The sequence below is a fragment of the Pseudomonas sp. S2_B10 genome, assembly GCF_054668425.1.
Map to the genome: position 1 here is coordinate 4,298,842 of NZ_CP162768.1, position 14,239 is coordinate 4,313,080.

16 protein-coding genes and 1 pseudogene are annotated in these 14,239 nt (G+C 59.2%); 8 read left to right on the top strand and 9 right to left on the bottom strand.

Features of this window, described 5'->3' with window-relative positions:
• Window positions 1-45: 45 nt before the first annotated feature.
• The 3 genes from AB4O45_RS19130 to recX all read left to right on the top strand — a co-directional run bounded on the left by AB4O45_RS19130 (window position 46) and on the right by recX (window position 2,167).
• The gene (locus tag AB4O45_RS19130) at window positions 46-546 is read left to right on the top strand and encodes a CinA family protein (RefSeq protein ID WP_256810425.1); all 501 of its coding nucleotides are present in this window, start codon (window positions 46-48) and stop codon (window positions 544-546) included.
• A gap of 83 nt (window positions 547-629) precedes the next feature.
• Window positions 630-1,688: a recombinase RecA gene (recA, locus tag AB4O45_RS19135; RefSeq protein WP_024011876.1), complete on the top strand. Its 1,059-nt coding sequence runs from the start codon at window positions 630-632 to the stop codon at window positions 1,686-1,688.
• An 8-nt stretch (window positions 1,689-1,696) separates the two neighbouring features.
• Complete coding sequence (recX, locus tag AB4O45_RS19140) at window positions 1,697-2,167, top strand: recombination regulator RecX (protein ID WP_041478085.1); 471 nt, start codon at window positions 1,697-1,699, stop codon at window positions 2,165-2,167.
• 60 nt (window positions 2,168-2,227) lie between these two features.
• Here recX and AB4O45_RS19145 read toward each other — a convergent pair.
• Window positions 2,228-3,344, bottom strand: a pseudogene (locus AB4O45_RS19145) (LOG family protein).
• Between the two features lie 341 nt (window positions 3,345-3,685).
• Between AB4O45_RS19145 and AB4O45_RS19150 the strand changes: the two are divergent.
• On the top strand, window positions 3,686-3,883 hold the full coding sequence (locus AB4O45_RS19150; protein WP_016770569.1) for a hypothetical protein: 198 nt from the start codon (window positions 3,686-3,688) through the stop codon (window positions 3,881-3,883).
• On the opposite strand, the gene AB4O45_RS19155 is transcribed toward AB4O45_RS19150, so the two are convergent.
• Window positions 3,884-4,309 carry a PA3611 family quorum-sensing-regulated virulence factor gene (locus AB4O45_RS19155; protein WP_007908738.1) on the bottom strand — a complete coding sequence of 142 codons (426 nt, stop codon included), beginning with the start codon at window positions 4,307-4,309 and terminating at the stop codon, window positions 3,884-3,886. It lies immediately after the preceding gene.
• A gap of 189 nt (window positions 4,310-4,498) precedes the next feature.
• Between AB4O45_RS19155 and AB4O45_RS19160 the strand changes: the two genes are divergently transcribed.
• From AB4O45_RS19160 to AB4O45_RS19170, 3 genes are all read left to right on the top strand, one after another.
• Entirely contained in the window at window positions 4,499-5,245 is a 747-nt protein-coding gene (locus AB4O45_RS19160; protein ID WP_460060068.1) for a tRNA-uridine aminocarboxypropyltransferase, read from the top strand.
• Window positions 5,246-5,468: 223 nt separating this feature from the next.
• Entirely contained in the window at window positions 5,469-6,119 is a 651-nt protein-coding gene (gene erdR, locus AB4O45_RS19165; protein WP_016771412.1) for a response regulator transcription factor ErdR, read from the top strand.
• A 74-nt stretch (window positions 6,120-6,193) separates the two neighbouring features.
• Window positions 6,194-6,556 (top strand): diacylglycerol kinase, encoded by a 363-nt coding sequence (locus AB4O45_RS19170; protein WP_042607041.1) that lies wholly within the window; start codon window positions 6,194-6,196, stop codon window positions 6,554-6,556.
• On the opposite strand, the gene AB4O45_RS19175 is transcribed toward AB4O45_RS19170, so the two are convergent.
• On the bottom strand, window positions 6,553-7,479 hold the full coding sequence (locus tag AB4O45_RS19175; RefSeq protein WP_024011881.1) for a LysR family transcriptional regulator: 927 nt from the start codon (window positions 7,477-7,479) through the stop codon (window positions 6,553-6,555). The two genes, AB4O45_RS19170 and AB4O45_RS19175, sit on opposite strands and share 4 nt — an antisense overlap.
• Before the next feature lie 132 nt (window positions 7,480-7,611).
• Between AB4O45_RS19175 and fpr the strand changes: the two genes are divergently transcribed.
• Complete coding sequence (gene fpr, locus AB4O45_RS19180) at window positions 7,612-8,391, top strand: ferredoxin-NADP reductase (protein WP_007908723.1); 780 nt, start codon at window positions 7,612-7,614, stop codon at window positions 8,389-8,391.
• Between the two features lie 179 nt (window positions 8,392-8,570).
• Here fpr and tsaA read toward each other — a convergent pair whose 3' ends face one another.
• The 6 genes from tsaA to rimO all read right to left on the bottom strand — a co-directional run bounded on the left by tsaA (window position 8,571) and on the right by rimO (window position 14,038).
• The gene (tsaA, locus tag AB4O45_RS19185; RefSeq protein WP_095180522.1) at window positions 8,571-9,269 is read right to left on the bottom strand and encodes a tRNA (N6-threonylcarbamoyladenosine(37)-N6)-methyltransferase TrmO; all 699 of its coding nucleotides are present in this window, start codon (window positions 9,267-9,269) and stop codon (window positions 8,571-8,573) included.
• A gap of 182 nt (window positions 9,270-9,451) precedes the next feature.
• A complete protein-coding gene (locus AB4O45_RS19190) occupies window positions 9,452-10,222 on the bottom strand; it encodes an SDR family oxidoreductase (RefSeq protein ID WP_236168037.1) in 771 nt (256 codons plus the stop codon).
• Window positions 10,223-10,351: 129 nt separating this feature from the next.
• A complete protein-coding gene (locus AB4O45_RS19195; protein WP_056783315.1) occupies window positions 10,352-10,822 on the bottom strand; it encodes a YehS family protein in 471 nt (156 codons plus the stop codon).
• Between the two features lie 70 nt (window positions 10,823-10,892).
• Window positions 10,893-11,603 carry an rRNA pseudouridine synthase gene (locus AB4O45_RS19200; protein ID WP_095180523.1) on the bottom strand — a complete coding sequence of 237 codons (711 nt, stop codon included), beginning with the start codon at window positions 11,601-11,603 and terminating at the stop codon, window positions 10,893-10,895.
• A gap of 189 nt (window positions 11,604-11,792) precedes the next feature.
• Window positions 11,793-12,266 carry a GNAT family N-acetyltransferase gene (locus tag AB4O45_RS19205; RefSeq protein ID WP_095180524.1) on the bottom strand — a complete coding sequence of 158 codons (474 nt, stop codon included), beginning with the start codon at window positions 12,264-12,266 and terminating at the stop codon, window positions 11,793-11,795.
• Between the two features lie 434 nt (window positions 12,267-12,700).
• On the bottom strand, window positions 12,701-14,038 hold the full coding sequence (gene rimO / locus AB4O45_RS19210; RefSeq protein ID WP_024011887.1) for a 30S ribosomal protein S12 methylthiotransferase RimO: 1,338 nt from the start codon (window positions 14,036-14,038) through the stop codon (window positions 12,701-12,703).
• Between the last annotated feature and the right edge of the window lie 201 nt (window positions 14,039-14,239).

Consider the following 14,239-nt stretch of genomic DNA (forward strand, 5'->3'; position numbering starts at 1 on the left):
CGGCTCGTGTACGGTGGAGGCATTCCACACGATCCGGAGCTCGCCGTGAAAGAGACCACTCAACTGGCCGCAGAACTGGGCCGACGTCTGCAAGTGCTCAATGCTCATGTCACTACCGCCGAGTCCTGTACCGGTGGCGGTATCGCCGAAGCGATTACGCGGATTCCGGGCAGTTCGGCCTGGTTTGAAGCGGGTTATGTGACGTACTCCAATCGGCAGAAAACCCGGCAGCTGGATGTGCCAGGCGATTTGTTCGAGACGGTAGGGGCGGTCAGTCGTGAAGTGGTCGAGGCCATGGTGCGTGGTGCGCAGCATCACAGCCTGGCGCATTTTGCCGTGGCGGTCAGCGGTGTCGCCGGCCCCGACGGTGGCACGCCGAACAAACCGGTGGGCACAGTGTGGCTGGCCTGGGGTGTCGGCGATGAGGTTTATAGCGAGGTTCAGCACTTCCCCGGCGGTCGTGATGAAGTCCGCCGACAAACGGTGAAGGCCGCGCTAGAGGGGCTTGTGCGACTAGCGGCACGAGAAATCGAAAATCAGGGGTAGGCGATCTTCGAACGCTGTGGAATAATACTGGCTACTTATACAGGTGTTGGCCGTCAGGCCTTATTGATTACGTGAGGACTTTAATGGACGACAACAAGAAGAAAGCCTTGGCTGCGGCCCTGGGTCAGATCGAACGTCAATTCGGCAAGGGTGCCGTAATGCGTATGGGCGATCAGGACCGTCAGGCGATCCCGGCCATCTCTACTGGCTCTCTGGGTCTGGACATCGCACTCGGCATCGGCGGTCTGCCAAAAGGCCGTATTGTTGAAATCTACGGTCCTGAATCCTCCGGTAAAACCACACTGACCTTGTCCGTGATCGCCCAGGCGCAAAAAGCCGGCGCGACCTGCGCATTCGTCGACGCCGAGCACGCCCTCGATCCAGAGTACGCCGGCAAGCTGGGCGTCAACGTTGACGACCTGCTGGTTTCCCAGCCGGACACCGGCGAACAGGCCCTCGAAATCACCGACATGCTGGTGCGCTCCAATGCCGTTGACGTGATCATCGTCGACTCCGTGGCGGCACTGGTACCGAAGGCTGAAATCGAAGGTGAAATGGGCGACATGCACGTCGGCCTGCAAGCACGTCTGATGTCTCAGGCGCTGCGTAAAATCACCGGTAACATCAAGAACGCCAACTGCCTGGTCATTTTCATCAACCAGATCCGTATGAAAATCGGCGTGATGTTCGGCAGCCCGGAAACCACCACCGGTGGTAACGCGCTGAAGTTCTACGCCTCGGTTCGTCTCGACATCCGCCGTACCGGCGCGGTGAAGGAAGGCGACGAAGTGGTCGGCAGCGAAACCCGCGTCAAGGTTGTGAAGAACAAGGTGGCTTCGCCGTTCCGTCAGGCCGAGTTCCAGATTCTTTACGGCAAAGGCATCTACCTCAACGGCGAGATGATCGACCTGGGTGTGCTGCACGGTTTTGTCGAGAAGTCCGGCGCCTGGTACGCTTACGAAGGCACCAAGATCGGTCAGGGCAAGGCCAACTCGGCCAAGTTCCTGGCGGACAACCCGGAAATCGCCGCGAAGCTCGAGAAGCAGCTGCGTGACAAGCTGCTGTCGCCAGCGGTGATCGCGGATTCCAAGGCCTCGGCGGTCAAAGAGACCGAAGACGACCTGGCCGACGCTGATCTCTGATACCAGCGATGACCACCGCCGTACTGGATACCCTCGTCGCGGTGCGGCGAACCGCCATGGACCTGCTCGCACGTCGCGAGCATGGTCGAGTCGAGTTGACGCGTAAGCTGCGTCAGCGCGGCGCCGAGGCGGAGCTGATCGAAACAGCCCTCGACCGTTTGACGGAAGAGGGGCTGCTTTCCGAAGCCCGTTACCTTGAAAGTTTTGTCTCCTACCGCGCCCGTTCCGGCTATGGCCCTCTGCGAATTCGCGAGGAGCTCAGCCAGCGGGGTTTGCAACGTACCGATATCGAAATCGCCCTGCGCGAAAGTGGTATCAATTGGCAGGCGCAGCTTCAGGATACGTGGCAACGCAAGTTCTCCGGACATTTACCGATTGATGCGAAAGAACGGGCCAGGCAAGGCCGGTTTCTGGCGTATCGGGGGTTCTCGATGGAGATGATCAACCGCTTGTTCAGCGGTCGAGGGATGGACGATTAGACCGATTCAACAAAAAAGGCCCGCTATTTTTTAAAAAAATAGCGGGCCTTTTTTTTGCCTTCAAATCACGTTGAAAGGCTCGAGTGAGCGTTGTGCAGTGGGCGGTTTTGAATCGGCCCAGTTTTCCGGCAGATTGATAAAGTCCACCAACTCCCTCAGACGACCATGGGTACGGCCATTGAAGGCAAAGGCCAGCCGTGCCAGATGGCTGAACTGCGCATCGTCGTGTTCTTCGCCGCTGTAGGCATGTTGGTGGAACTGGTCGCTCAGGCACAGATCAGCAAACTCCTCCTGCATCCGCGCCAGTGCCTGTATCGCTGAGCTTGTGGTTCATGCGAATCACAAATTGCCGCTTGAGCCAGCGGCTGGAGTGGAAGTTGCTGTAGAACTGATTGATCTCTTCCACCGCTTCTTCAACGCTGTAGACCAGTCGCATCAGCTTCATATCGGTCGGCAGGATGTAGCGGTTTTCTTCCAGCTGATTGCGGATGAAGTCCAGCGCGCCTTGCCAGAACGTCCCGCCCGGAACATCCAGCAACACCACCGGCACCAATGGGCTTTTGCCGGTCTGAATCAGCGTCAGCACTTCCAGCGCTTCATCAAGGGTGCCAAACCCGCCCGGGCACAGCACCAGCGCGTCAGCCTCTTTGACGAAGAACAGTTTTCGGGTGAAGAAAAAGTGGAAGGGCAACAGATTGTCGGTGCCGTCGACGGTGGGATTGGCATGTTGCTCGAAGGGCAGGGTGATATTGAAACCGAGGCTGTGGTCACGTCCGGCTCCTTCGTGGGCGGCGGCCATGATGCCGCCGCCGGCGCCGGTGATGACCATCATCTCTGCGCGTGTCAGTGCTGCGCCGAGTTCGCGGGCCATTGCATACAGCGGATGCTCCACTGGCGTACGTGCCGAGCCGAACACGGTAACTTTGCGCCGCCCCTTGAATTGCTCGAGTACACGAAATGCTTGCTCCAGTTCACGCAGGGCTTGCAGGGTGATCTTGGCGTTCCAGCGGTTGTGGTCTTCCTGAGCCATGCGCAGCACGGTCAGGATCATGTCACGGTAGATGGGGATGTTCGGGCTGTTGGTGGAAATATGACTGAGTTGGGCTTCGACCTGGCTGACAAGGTCGCCGCTTTCCTGAAAATGACGGCTCAAGAGGTCATTCGGTTGATAAGGCATTCAACGTCTCCTTCTGTACAGGGCGGGTAGCCCGGACAACCAGCGTCCGGGTCGCACTGCAAAAACACACAGGGCCGGCAGTTCCATTTCTGCCGTTAACGAATGATCGGGAATATTCTCAATCTAGACCCTCGCACGCATTCGCGCTGACTTGAACAGTGCGCTGTAACGTTTTGTCTGGCAACCGCTTACTGATTTGCGCCAAAGCCCCGCCGCTCGTCTGAACGTATCGCAAAGGGCCATCACTCTGATTTACTCAAATACAGACGTCGCAAGACAACCTTGCGCTTGCGCAAGGCAAAGCAATTCAAGGATTCGTGGGTGGCAAGGAGGCGGGATGCATGGTCAGAGTGGTTCTGGAGATCGATACGCAGCTGTATCGAATGTTGCAGGAGTCGGCCGAGACGCATCAATTGAGTCTCGAAGAAGAGTGCTGCCGACGATTGGCCGGCGGCGAGCGTCGCTCGCGCTATCTGCAGGCGCTAGTGGCGGAATTGCGCGCCGAGGATGAGCAGCGGCGCGCCAAGGCTTCGCGCTGATTACTTCTTCTTCGCTGGCGCGGCTTTCGGGCAATCGGATTCCTGGTAACTGGCCGAGCCGATCGCTTTGTTGGTTTTCACTTCGGTGAAGTCGTAACGCATGATCGCGCCCTTGGCCATCAGCTTGCGGTACGACGGGTTGTTGCACACCGACGCGCCCAACTGGAAATACACAGCCTTGGGATCGGCGCGCATCTTGTCGGCGTGGCTCTTTTGCACGCTCAGATGGTTGATCAGCTGCGTGCCTTCGACGGTGTAGCCTTGATCAAGAATGTCTTCATTGATCGCCCGTGGCGTGCCGACGCTGCTTTGGGCGGCGACGTTGCGCAGCTCTCGGTTCAGATTCTGCTCACTCAGGGACGCAGCCTGAGCGGTAAAGGACGACGCCAGCAGAATGGCAGCGGTGGGAACGATAAGGCGCAGCATGAAACTCTCCTGATTCGGTGACTGGTGGTTCGACCCGTCACGGGGCGGTGCGTTCAGTGGCGGCGAATTATAGGGGAGCCGGTCTGGACGGTACAGGCTTGTGGCCGACGCTCTGGTAAACTGCCGGCCTTTATTGCCCTGCCGAGTGTTTTTCGTGTCGAGTTTCCCTGTCAGCCGGTGTTGCCTGCGATGAACCATGCCCCCAACGCCGTGGCCCGCCTGCGCGATCAGCGCGAAGACGAAGGCATCAAGCCGATTCAGGCGCGCGGCTTTCGCTCCGAGCGTTGCCGCGATTGCCGAGTGATCATCAGTCATTGCCTGTGCGCGTGGCGGCCAAGCGTCGACACCCGCTCCGGCGTGTGCCTGATCATGACCGGCAAGGAAGTGTTCAAGCCAAGCAACACCGGTTGGCTGATTGCCGATGTGGTGCGCGACAATCATGCGTTCATCTGGTCACGCACCGAGCCCGACCCGCAGATGCTTGCACTGCTCAACGATCCGCAATGGCAGCCGTACCTGGTGTTTCCGGGCGAGTATGTCGAACCGTCGCGGGTGACCAACACGGTGGCAGTCGATAGCAGCAAGCGCCCGCTGTTCATTCTGCTCGATGCGACCTGGACGGAGGCGCGCAAGATCTTTCGCAAGAGTCCGTATTTCGACCGCTTGCCAATCCTCAGCCTGCTGCCCGACAAACTCTCGCGCTATCGCTTGCGCCGTTCGACCCGCAGCGAGCACCTGTGCACCGCTGAAGTTGCGGCGTTGTGCCTGGAGCTGGCCGGTGACAGCGATGCCGCTTCGGCGCTGGACGCCTATTTCGATGTGTTCAGCCAGCATTACCTCGGTGCCAAGCAGCAACTGGACATGAATGAATCAACGCCCGCCCATGCCGAGCTGCTGCCCTATATACGAAAGCCGCAGCCGGAGTTGGCCCGATAGTGGCCCATACTGTCGACAGCGCTGGCCATCTTGCTTGACCACCCCGGCTGCGCTGGGCATGCTTGGCGCCGATTAGGGTGCGGCCAAGGTTTGAGACGCCGTGTTTGCTGTTGATTGGCGTCGAACGTGCCCCTGTGGATATCGCTTCCAAGCGTTGTCTCGAGTTGCTTTGGCCAGACCGGAATCTACCGCGTCTGCCATCAAAAACAGGATCATTTGAAAAATGGCCACATACGACATCCTGATTGCCGATGATCACCCCCTGTTTCGCAGCGCCCTGCACCAAGCGGTGACGCTGGGCCTTGGCCCGGACGTGCGACTGGTGGAGGTGGCGAGCATTGCCGAACTGGAAGCTCGCCTGACTGAAAAGGCTGACTGGGATCTGGTCCTGCTGGATCTGAATATGCCCGGCGCCTACGGTTTTTCCGGGCTGGTGCTGCTGCGCGGGCAGTATCCGCAGATTCCGGTGGTGATGGTCTCTGCCCAGGAAGAAGCTTCGGTGATGGTCAAATCCCGCGAGTTCGGCGCCAGTGGCTTCATTCCCAAATCCAGCGATCTGAGCGTGATTCAGGAAGCGGTGCGCAAGGTGCTCGATGGCGACGTGTTCTGGCCGCCGCAAGCGTTCGAAGCAGTCAGCGTGTCGGATGAGGCGAAAGCTGCCAGTGATGGCCTCGCCAGCCTGACGCCGCAACAGTTCCGCGTGCTGACCATGGTCTGCGAAGGTCTGCTGAACAAGCAGATCGCTTATGAGCTGAGCGTGTCGGAAGCGACCATCAAGGCCCACGTCACGGCGATCTTTCGCAAATTGAACGTGCGCACTCGCACGCAAGCGGCTTTACTGCTGCAACAACTTGAGTCAATTCCGAGCCAGTGATGGCTGGCGGTTTCACGCTTTTTTGACTTTCGTTGATCTAGCTTCCCCACACCTTTTTGGCTGGTTTCTTTCTTATGTCACCTTTCAAGGGCCAGACCGGCCTGAAACGCATCCTCAACGCGTCCGGCTATTCGCTCGATGGCCTGCGCGCTGCCTTCACCGGCGAAGCGGCGTTCCGCCAATTGGTGCTGCTCAACGTGGTGCTGATTCCGCTGACATTTTTCCTCAATGTCAGCCGTGTCGAGCAGGCAGTGTTGATTGCCGTGTGTTTGCTGGCGCTGATTGTCGAGTTGCTGAATTCGGCGGTGGAAGCGGCCATTGACCGCATCTCGCTGGAATTGCACCCGCTGTCGAAAAACGCCAAGGACATGGGCAGTGCCGCGCAATTTGTCGCACTGAGCATGATCGCTTTGGTGTGGGCAGTGATTCTGCTTTAAGCAATCGTCGGCAAAACGATCTCGTCGCTGCGCTGCACCCCGGCGGTGAATGCTCGGCACAGCTCGAGAAACTCGCGCATCGCTGAAGTCTGGTACTTCTGTTTGTGCCAGATGAAATAGAACTGCCGCGCCAGGTCCAGATCCGGCGTCTCCACCGGCACCAGACTGCCGCGCCGGAAGGCATCGCGCAGCGCCAGCCGCGAAATGCAGCCAATCCCCAAGCCAGATTCCACTGCACGTTTGATCGCTTCGGTGTGTTCCAGCTCGAGACGAATATTCAGCGCGCTGCGATGGTGACGCATGGCCTGGTCGAAGGTCAGCCGCGTGCCGGAACCCTGTTCCCGCAGAATCCATGCCTCATGGGTCAGCTCTTCCATTGTCGCACTGCCGCGTTTGGCCAACGGATGCTGCGGCGCGCAAAACACCACCAGCTCATCCTCGACCCAACTCTGCACTTCGATGTCCGGGTGGCTGCAATCGCCTTCGATTAGACCCAGATCAATTTCGTAGTGGGCGACCTGCTGCACGATATTGGCAGTGTTCTGCACGTGCAGCTTGACCTGACTTTCCGGGTGGCGCTGCATGAAGCTGCCGATCAGCAGGGTGGCCAGATAGTTGCCAATGGTCAGCGTCGCCCCCACTGATAACGAGCCGAAACCGGATTTGCCATTAAGCAGGTCTTCGATTTCCTTGGCCTGGTCGAGCAGGGCCACCGCTTGCGGCAACAGTTGTTTGCCGAGGGCGTTGAGGCTCAGGCGTTTGCCGGCGCGGTCGAACAGCTGGCAGCTGGACTGGCGCTCGAGCTCGGTGATCGAAGTGCTGGCCGCCGATTGCGAGAGGTTGAGCAGACCCGCAGCACGGGATACGCTTTCCTGCTGGGCGACGGCGACGAAGACTTGCAGTTGACGGAGAGTAAATCGCATATCGATATAACCGATAACCCTTATCTTAATAATCCAGTTAACAGATATTGTCGTCGCTATTAGAATGCGATGCAATTGCGCACGTTAAGCCTCATTGAGCCGCGCAGACCAATCTCCAGGAGTCAAACGTACATGAGCAACATGAACCACGAGCGTGTCCTCAGTGTTCATCACTGGAACGACACTCTGTTCAGCTTCAAGTGCACCCGCGATCCGGGCCTGCGCTTCGAGAACGGTCAGTTCGTGATGATCGGCCTGCAACAGCCCAACGGCCGCCCGCTTATGCGCGCTTACTCGATCGCCAGCCCGAACTGGGAAGAGCATCTCGAGTTCTTCAGCATCAAGGTGCAGGACGGTCCGCTGACCTCCCAATTGCAGCACTTGAAGGAAGGCGACGAGATCATCATCTCGAAGAAGCCTACCGGCACGCTGGTTCTTGATGACCTGAACCCGGGCAAGCACCTGTACCTGCTGAGCACCGGCACCGGTCTGGCGCCGTTCATGAGCGTCATTCAGGACCCGGAAACCTACGAGCGCTTTGAGAAAGTGATCCTGGTTCACGGTGTGCGTTACGTCAACGAAGTCGCCTACCGCGAATTTATCACCGAGCATTTGCCACAGAACGAATTCTTCGGCGAGGCGCTGCGTGACAAGTTGATCTACTACCCGACCGTGACCCGCGAGCCGTTCGAGAATCAGGGCCGCCTGACCGACCTGATGCGCAGCGGCAAGCTGTTCAGCGATATCGGCCTGCCACCCATCAACCCGCAGGACGACCGCGCAATGATCTGCGGCAGCCCAAGCATGCTCGACGAGACCAGCGAAGTGCTCGACAGTTTCGGCCTGAAAATCTCGGCGCGGATGCGCGAGCCGGGTGATTACCTGATCGAGCGTGCGTTCGTAGAGAAGTAAGCGCCACAGAGAGCCCCCATTGCCTTGGCAGGCAATGGGGGCTTTTTTATGCCCGAAGCATTTCCTTCATGCCTGCCACGATCCAAGGAGCTGCCGAAGGCTGCGATCTTTTGATCTGGCTTTTTAAAATCAAGATCAAAAGATCGCAGCCTTCGGCAGCTCCTACACTGAGCGCGGTTTCAGGCTGTGGCCGGGATGACTTCCAGCACGCGGATCTGTTCGGGCGTCGGGTAATGCCAGCGCACGTCCAGATCCCAGAACTGCGCACCATATTCACGTTCCGGCGCCGGTGTCTGATACGCCGGACGCGGATCCTGCGCCAGGCACTGCTCGATCAACTCAACCAATGGCTCTTCAAGCCGCTGAGCGTGGGTGTGCGCTTGTTTCAAGGCTGACTCCACCCACTGGACGTCGATCAACTGCGGCGCCGCGCTGGCGATGTCATTGGTTGCCCCAGGGATGATGTCGGCATACGGCACATACGGTTTGATATCCAGCACCGGTGTGCCGTCGAGAAGATCGATCCCGGAGATAAACAGCCGATTACCTTCGACCCTGTCCAGCTTCACCACCGACTGGCCAATGCCGTTCGGCCGGTGCGTGGCGCGGGTGGCGAACACGCCCATCGACTTGTTGCCGCCCAGGCGTGGCGGGCGCACTTTCAGTCGCGGTTTGTCTTCCAGGGCTTGGTGGAACAGAAACAACAGCCACACATGGCTGACCTGCTCCAGCCCCTGCACGGCGTCACCCTGGTCGAACGGCGCGACCAGTTCCAGCACGCCACGGGCGGCCGGGGCCAGTTGTGGCTGGCGGGGGATGGCGAACTTCTCCTTGAAGCAGGAGCGCACGAAGCCGATGGGGGAGACGCTGTAAGTCATGGTCTGGGATCGAAGCGGGTAGGGCGGGCATGATAACCCGGCTCGCTTCAAGTCTGGTGGTGACAGGGCGGACGCCATCGCTGGCAAGCCAGCTCCCACAGGTTTTTGAGTGAACCCGGATTGTTCAAACACCCAAGAACCCTGTGGGAGCTGGCTTGCCAGCGATAGTCACACCGCCGATGTCAGAGGCTGAACCCACCATCAAGAGGAATGATATTCCCGGTCATATAAGCCCCCGCCGTACTCGCCAGGCTGATCGCCAGCGCCGCCATCTCTTCCTCACGCCCCCAGCGCTTCATCGGAATCAGCGCAGTATCCTCAGCCAATGCCTGTTCATCATTACCAATATGCTGGGTCATCTTGCTCGGAAAGCGACCCGGCGCAATCACGTTGACGTTGATGTGCTGGCTCACCAGTTCTCGCGCCAGAATGCGCGACAACTGATGCAGAGCGGCCTTGCTCGGCCCATAGGCATATGCCTGCTCGCCAAACGAAGAAATCCCCGCCACCGAACCGATATTGATGATCCGCGCCGGATTCGCCGCCGAACCAGCCTTGCGCAGTAACGGCAGAAACTGCTGGATGCAACTGAACACCGACGTCACGTTGAGCTGCATGACCTTTTCCCAGCCCTTGACCGGATAGCTCTCCAGCGGCGCGCCCCACGTGGTGCCGGCATTGTTCACCAGAATGTCCAGATGAGTGATCTGCTCACCCAGGCGCGCGGCCAGTTCCTGCACGCCTTCTTCAGTGGCCAGATTCGCCGCCACGCCGTGGCAAGTGCCGAAGGCACTGAGTTCTTGCGCCGTTTGATGACAGGCTTCGGCGTCGCGGGAGCAGACGAACACTCGGGCGCCAGCCTCGACAAAGGCCTTGGCGATCATTTTGCCGATACCACGGGTGCCGCCGGTCACCAGAGCTGTGCGGCCTTGCAGGGAAAAGTACGGGTGCATGGCGAATCCTGAGGGCTAGGGGTCAATACACCCTAGTCGCCAGCCGCAAAAAACGGAGCCACTATTTTCGAAGGGAATGAACGGTCATGCGCTGCGGTGGCGACCATCAGTCGCCACCGCAGAAGGGCATCAGGCCGGGCGAACGCGCAGGGTCAGACCCTTGAGGAAGTTACGCAGCAACTGATCGCCACACGGCCGATAGTTGGTGTGGCCGACCTTGCGGAACAGCGCGCTCAGTTCAGGCTTGGATACCGGAAACTCGGCGGCCTTGAGGATCGCGTGCATGTCGTCTTCTTTCAGTTCGAAGGCCACGCGCAGTTTTTTCAGGATGATGTTGTTGGTCACCGGCACTTCGATCGGCTGTGGCGGACGGCTTTCGTCCTTGCCGCGCTTGAAGATCACCAGGCCGTCGAGGAAGTGCGCGATGACTTCGTCCGGGCAGCGTACGAAGCCTTCTTCGTCTTCTTCTTTCTTGTCGAGCCAGGTGATGACATCGGCGAGCGTGACGTCCATGCCGCCCAGTTTGATGATCTCGACAACTTTCTTGTCGCTGATGTCGAGCATGTAGCGCACGCTGCGCAGTACGTCGTTATGAACCATGTCGGTATTCCTGATGCGTTGTGGGCAGCGCTCGTAAGCACTGCCGGAATGTGTGGCGGCAGTGGAAGTTCTAGAACTTCTCTTTGCCGGACAGGTAGCGCCATTGGCCAACCGGGACCTTGCCGATCGACACGCCGCCGATGCGGATGCGGCGGATGCCGATGACCTTCAGGCCGACCGCTTCGCAGAACTGCGCGATGATTCCCGGCTGCGGGTTTTTCATGGCGAAGCGCAGGCGGTTTTCGTTCTGCCAGCTGGCCTTGACCGGCGGCAGCTCCTTGCCCTTGTGCGTCAGGCCATGTTGCAGGCGGTTGAGGCCGTGGGCAGCCATCTCACCTTCGACTTCGACGATGTATTCCTGCTCGATCTTCGCCGCGTCGGCGGTGAGTTTGCGCAGGATTTTCCAGTCCTGGGTGAACACCAGCAGGCCGCTGGCCTTGGGCTGCAGGTCGGCGCTGGCGGTCAGGCGCAGGAAATGCCCGCGCAACGGACGCTTGCCGTAGCGATGCTCTTCGCTGAGGGTTTCGGCGCTGAGCGATTGCATGGCGCTGTCGACATCCATGCCGGCGGGCGCGTTAAACAGGATGGTCACCGGCTCCGGCGCGGTGGCCTTGGCGTCCTTGTCGAGCTCGACCTTTTGCTCGCCGACCTTGAATTGCGGCTCATCGATGACTTCGCCGTCCACGGTGACCCAGCCGCCCTCGATGAACAGCTCGGCCTCCCGGCGGGAGCAACCGACCAGTTCGATGAGGCGTTTGGAGAGGCGGATCGGGTCAGTCATGACGGGGCCGTAACAAAAAAGGGGTGGGCATTGTACCTGTGTGGAAGCGGTTAAGCCCGGTTCCATTTGCAGGGTGTTGGTATTCCCTGTGGGAGCTGGCTTGCCTGCGATGGTATCAACTCGGTATTTCTCGTACACCGCGGCGTCTGCATCGCTGGCAAGCCAGCTCCCACAGGGTTCCAGGTTGTGTCAGGCATGGTTCGCGCGCTGTTGGGACTGCCGCAAGCGCATATGCAGTAGCGGATACGGCTGGCCCATGCCATCGACCTCGGAGCGGCCGATCACCTCGAAGCCCTGTTTCTCGTAAAAGCCCAAGGCTTGCGGATTCTGTTCGTTGACGTCGAGTTCATCGGCATTGAGCCGTTCGATCGCATAGCGGAGCAATTGCTTGCCCAGTCCCTGACCACGATGGTCGGGATCGATGAACAGCATTTCAATCTTGCCCGCCGCGACACCGGCAAACCCGGTGATGCGCTGCTGGCGGTCCTTGGTGCAGATCAGCATTACCGCGTCGAGATAGCGGGTGAGCACCAGATTGCGCAGCAGCTCGATATAGCTGTCCGGCAGGAACCGATGAGTTGCACGGACCGAGGCCTCCCAGACCCGGGTCAGTTCTTCGTAATCGCTGATTTTCGGTGTGTGGATGACCGAATGCTGACGCATGTGCGTGTGCCTCTTGTGCGGTTCAAGGGAGTCCGTCCCCCGCTAAACGATAGCCGCAAAAAAGCCCCGTATCTCGGAAAAGAGCGGGGCTTTTTGGATTTGTTGCGGTGTCTGGCTGGCTATTTCTGTCGCCAGCAAGATTTCTCCCCCTCACCCCAACCCTCTCCCCCAGAGGGGGCGAGGGGGAAGGGAGCTGATCTTCGTGCTGTTCAAAGCCTGAGTTCGACTCGATATTTCAAGTCGCCGTCATTCTGAAGAGCACCTCGATCAGTCCCTTCTCCCCAGAGAGGGCGAGGGGGAAGGGAGCTGAACTTCGTGCTTTTCAAACCTGAGTTCGACCGGATAGCTCAGGTCGATGTACCTAGAAAGAACAACACGGTCAGCCCCCTCTCCCTCTGGGAGAGGGCTGGGGTGAGGGGCTTTTGATCTTCAGATCAGATCTGCTCAGCCCACAGATCATATTCGTCAGCGTCAGTCACCTTGCACCAGACCTTGTCACCCGGCTTCAAATTGCTGCCGTTATCAATAAACACGTTGCCATCGATTTCCGGGGCGTCGAAGAAGCAACGGCCGACCGCGCCTTGCTCGTCCACCTCATCCACCAGCACTTCAATCTCACGACCAATGCGCATCTGCAGACGTGCCGAGCTGATCGCCTGCTGGTGCGCCATGAAGCGTTCCCAACGGTCTTGCTTGACGTCGTCCGGGACCACTTCCAGATCCAGATCGTTGGCCGGTGCGCCATCCACCGGCGAGTACTGGAAGCAGCCGACGCGGTCGAGCTGGGCCTCGGTCAGCCAGTTGAGCAGGTACTGGAAGTCTTCTTCGGTTTCGCCCGGGAAGCCGACGATGAAGGTCGAACGGATGATCAGGTCCGGGCAGATTTCGCGCCAGTTCTTGATGCGTGCCAGGGTCTTGTCTTCGAACGCCGGACGTTTCATCGACTTCAGGACTTTCGGGCTGGCGTGCTGGAACGGGATATCCAGGTACGGCAGGATCTTGCCGGCGGCCATCAGCGGGATCAGCTCGTCGACGTGCGGGTACGGGTAAACGTAGTGCAGGCGCACCCAGACGCCCAGCGTGCTCAGCGCTTCGCAAAGCTCGGTCATGCGGGTTTTCACCGGCGCGCCGTTCCAGAAGCCGGTGCGGTATTTCACGTCGACGCCGTAGGCGCTGGTGTCTTGCGAGATCACCAGCAGCTCTTTGACGCCGGATTTGACCAGGCGCTGCGCCTCGTCGAGCACATCACCAACCGGACGGCTGACCAGTTTGCCGCGCATCGACGGGATGATGCAGAACGAGCAGCTGTGGTTGCAGCCTTCGGAAATCTTCAGGTACGCGTAGTGGCGCGGGGTCAGTTTGATGCCTTGCGGCGGCACCAGGTCGATCAGCGGGTTGTGATCCTGACGCGGCGGCACCACTTCGTGCACGGCGTTGACCACTTGCTCGTACTGCTGCGGGCCGGTCACGGCCAGCACGCTCGGGTGTACGTCGCGGATGTTGCCTTCTTCCACGCCCATGCAGCCGGTAACGATGACCTTGCCGTTTTCCTTGATCGCTTCGCCGATCACTTCCAGCGACTCAGCCTTGGCCGAATCGATGAAACCGCAGGTGTTGACCACCACGACGTCGGCGTCCTGATAGGTGGACACCACGTCATAGCCTTCCATGCGCAGCTGGGTCAGGATGCGCTCGGAGTCGACCAGTGCTTTCGGGCAACCCAGAGATACAAAGCCAACCTTTGGATTGGCCGGCGCAGGAGTGGTGGACATGTCTAACCTCGGTGTTTTGTGACGTCGCTTGCTTGGTGCGCAAGCCGACGGATGGGCGCTTAGGGCGCGCCTCTGATCAAAAAGTGCGCAATTCTAGCGGCGGGCAACGCACTTGACCAGCTTTATACGGGGAAATACGACGAGTGCTGCGCTATGCTTCGCGCCGTTGAGCTTTGCCGATTTCTTGCAGTCAATCATTGG

Bases quoted from the DNA above. Each gene is read 5' to 3' on its own strand.
- recA (WP_024011876.1), top strand. From the start codon at position 630: ATGGACGACAACAAGAAGAAAGCCTTGGCTGCGGCCCTGGGTCAGATC.
- recX (WP_041478085.1), top strand. From the start codon at position 1,697: ATGACCACCGCCGTACTGGATACCCTCGTCGCGGTGCGGCGAACCGCC.
- AB4O45_RS19150 (WP_016770569.1), top strand. From the start codon at position 3,686: ATGGTCAGAGTGGTTCTGGAGATCGATACGCAGCTGTATCGAATGTTG.
- AB4O45_RS19155 (WP_007908738.1), bottom strand. From the start codon at position 4,309: ATGCTGCGCCTTATCGTTCCCACCGCTGCCATTCTGCTGGCGTCGTCC.
- AB4O45_RS19160 (WP_460060068.1), top strand. From the start codon at position 4,499: ATGAACCATGCCCCCAACGCCGTGGCCCGCCTGCGCGATCAGCGCGAA.
- erdR (WP_016771412.1), top strand. From the start codon at position 5,469: ATGGCCACATACGACATCCTGATTGCCGATGATCACCCCCTGTTTCGC.
- AB4O45_RS19170 (WP_042607041.1), top strand. From the start codon at position 6,194: ATGTCACCTTTCAAGGGCCAGACCGGCCTGAAACGCATCCTCAACGCG.
- AB4O45_RS19175 (WP_024011881.1), bottom strand. From the start codon at position 7,479: ATGCGATTTACTCTCCGTCAACTGCAAGTCTTCGTCGCCGTCGCCCAG.
- fpr (WP_007908723.1), top strand. From the start codon at position 7,612: ATGAGCAACATGAACCACGAGCGTGTCCTCAGTGTTCATCACTGGAAC.
- tsaA (WP_095180522.1), bottom strand. From the start codon at position 9,269: ATGACTTACAGCGTCTCCCCCATCGGCTTCGTGCGCTCCTGCTTCAAG.
- AB4O45_RS19190 (WP_236168037.1), bottom strand. From the start codon at position 10,222: ATGCACCCGTACTTTTCCCTGCAAGGCCGCACAGCTCTGGTGACCGGC.
- AB4O45_RS19195 (WP_056783315.1), bottom strand. From the start codon at position 10,822: ATGGTTCATAACGACGTACTGCGCAGCGTGCGCTACATGCTCGACATC.
- AB4O45_RS19200 (WP_095180523.1), bottom strand. From the start codon at position 11,603: ATGACTGACCCGATCCGCCTCTCCAAACGCCTCATCGAACTGGTCGGT.
- AB4O45_RS19205 (WP_095180524.1), bottom strand. From the start codon at position 12,266: ATGCGTCAGCATTCGGTCATCCACACACCGAAAATCAGCGATTACGAA.
- rimO (WP_024011887.1), bottom strand. From the start codon at position 14,038: ATGTCCACCACTCCTGCGCCGGCCAATCCAAAGGTTGGCTTTGTATCT.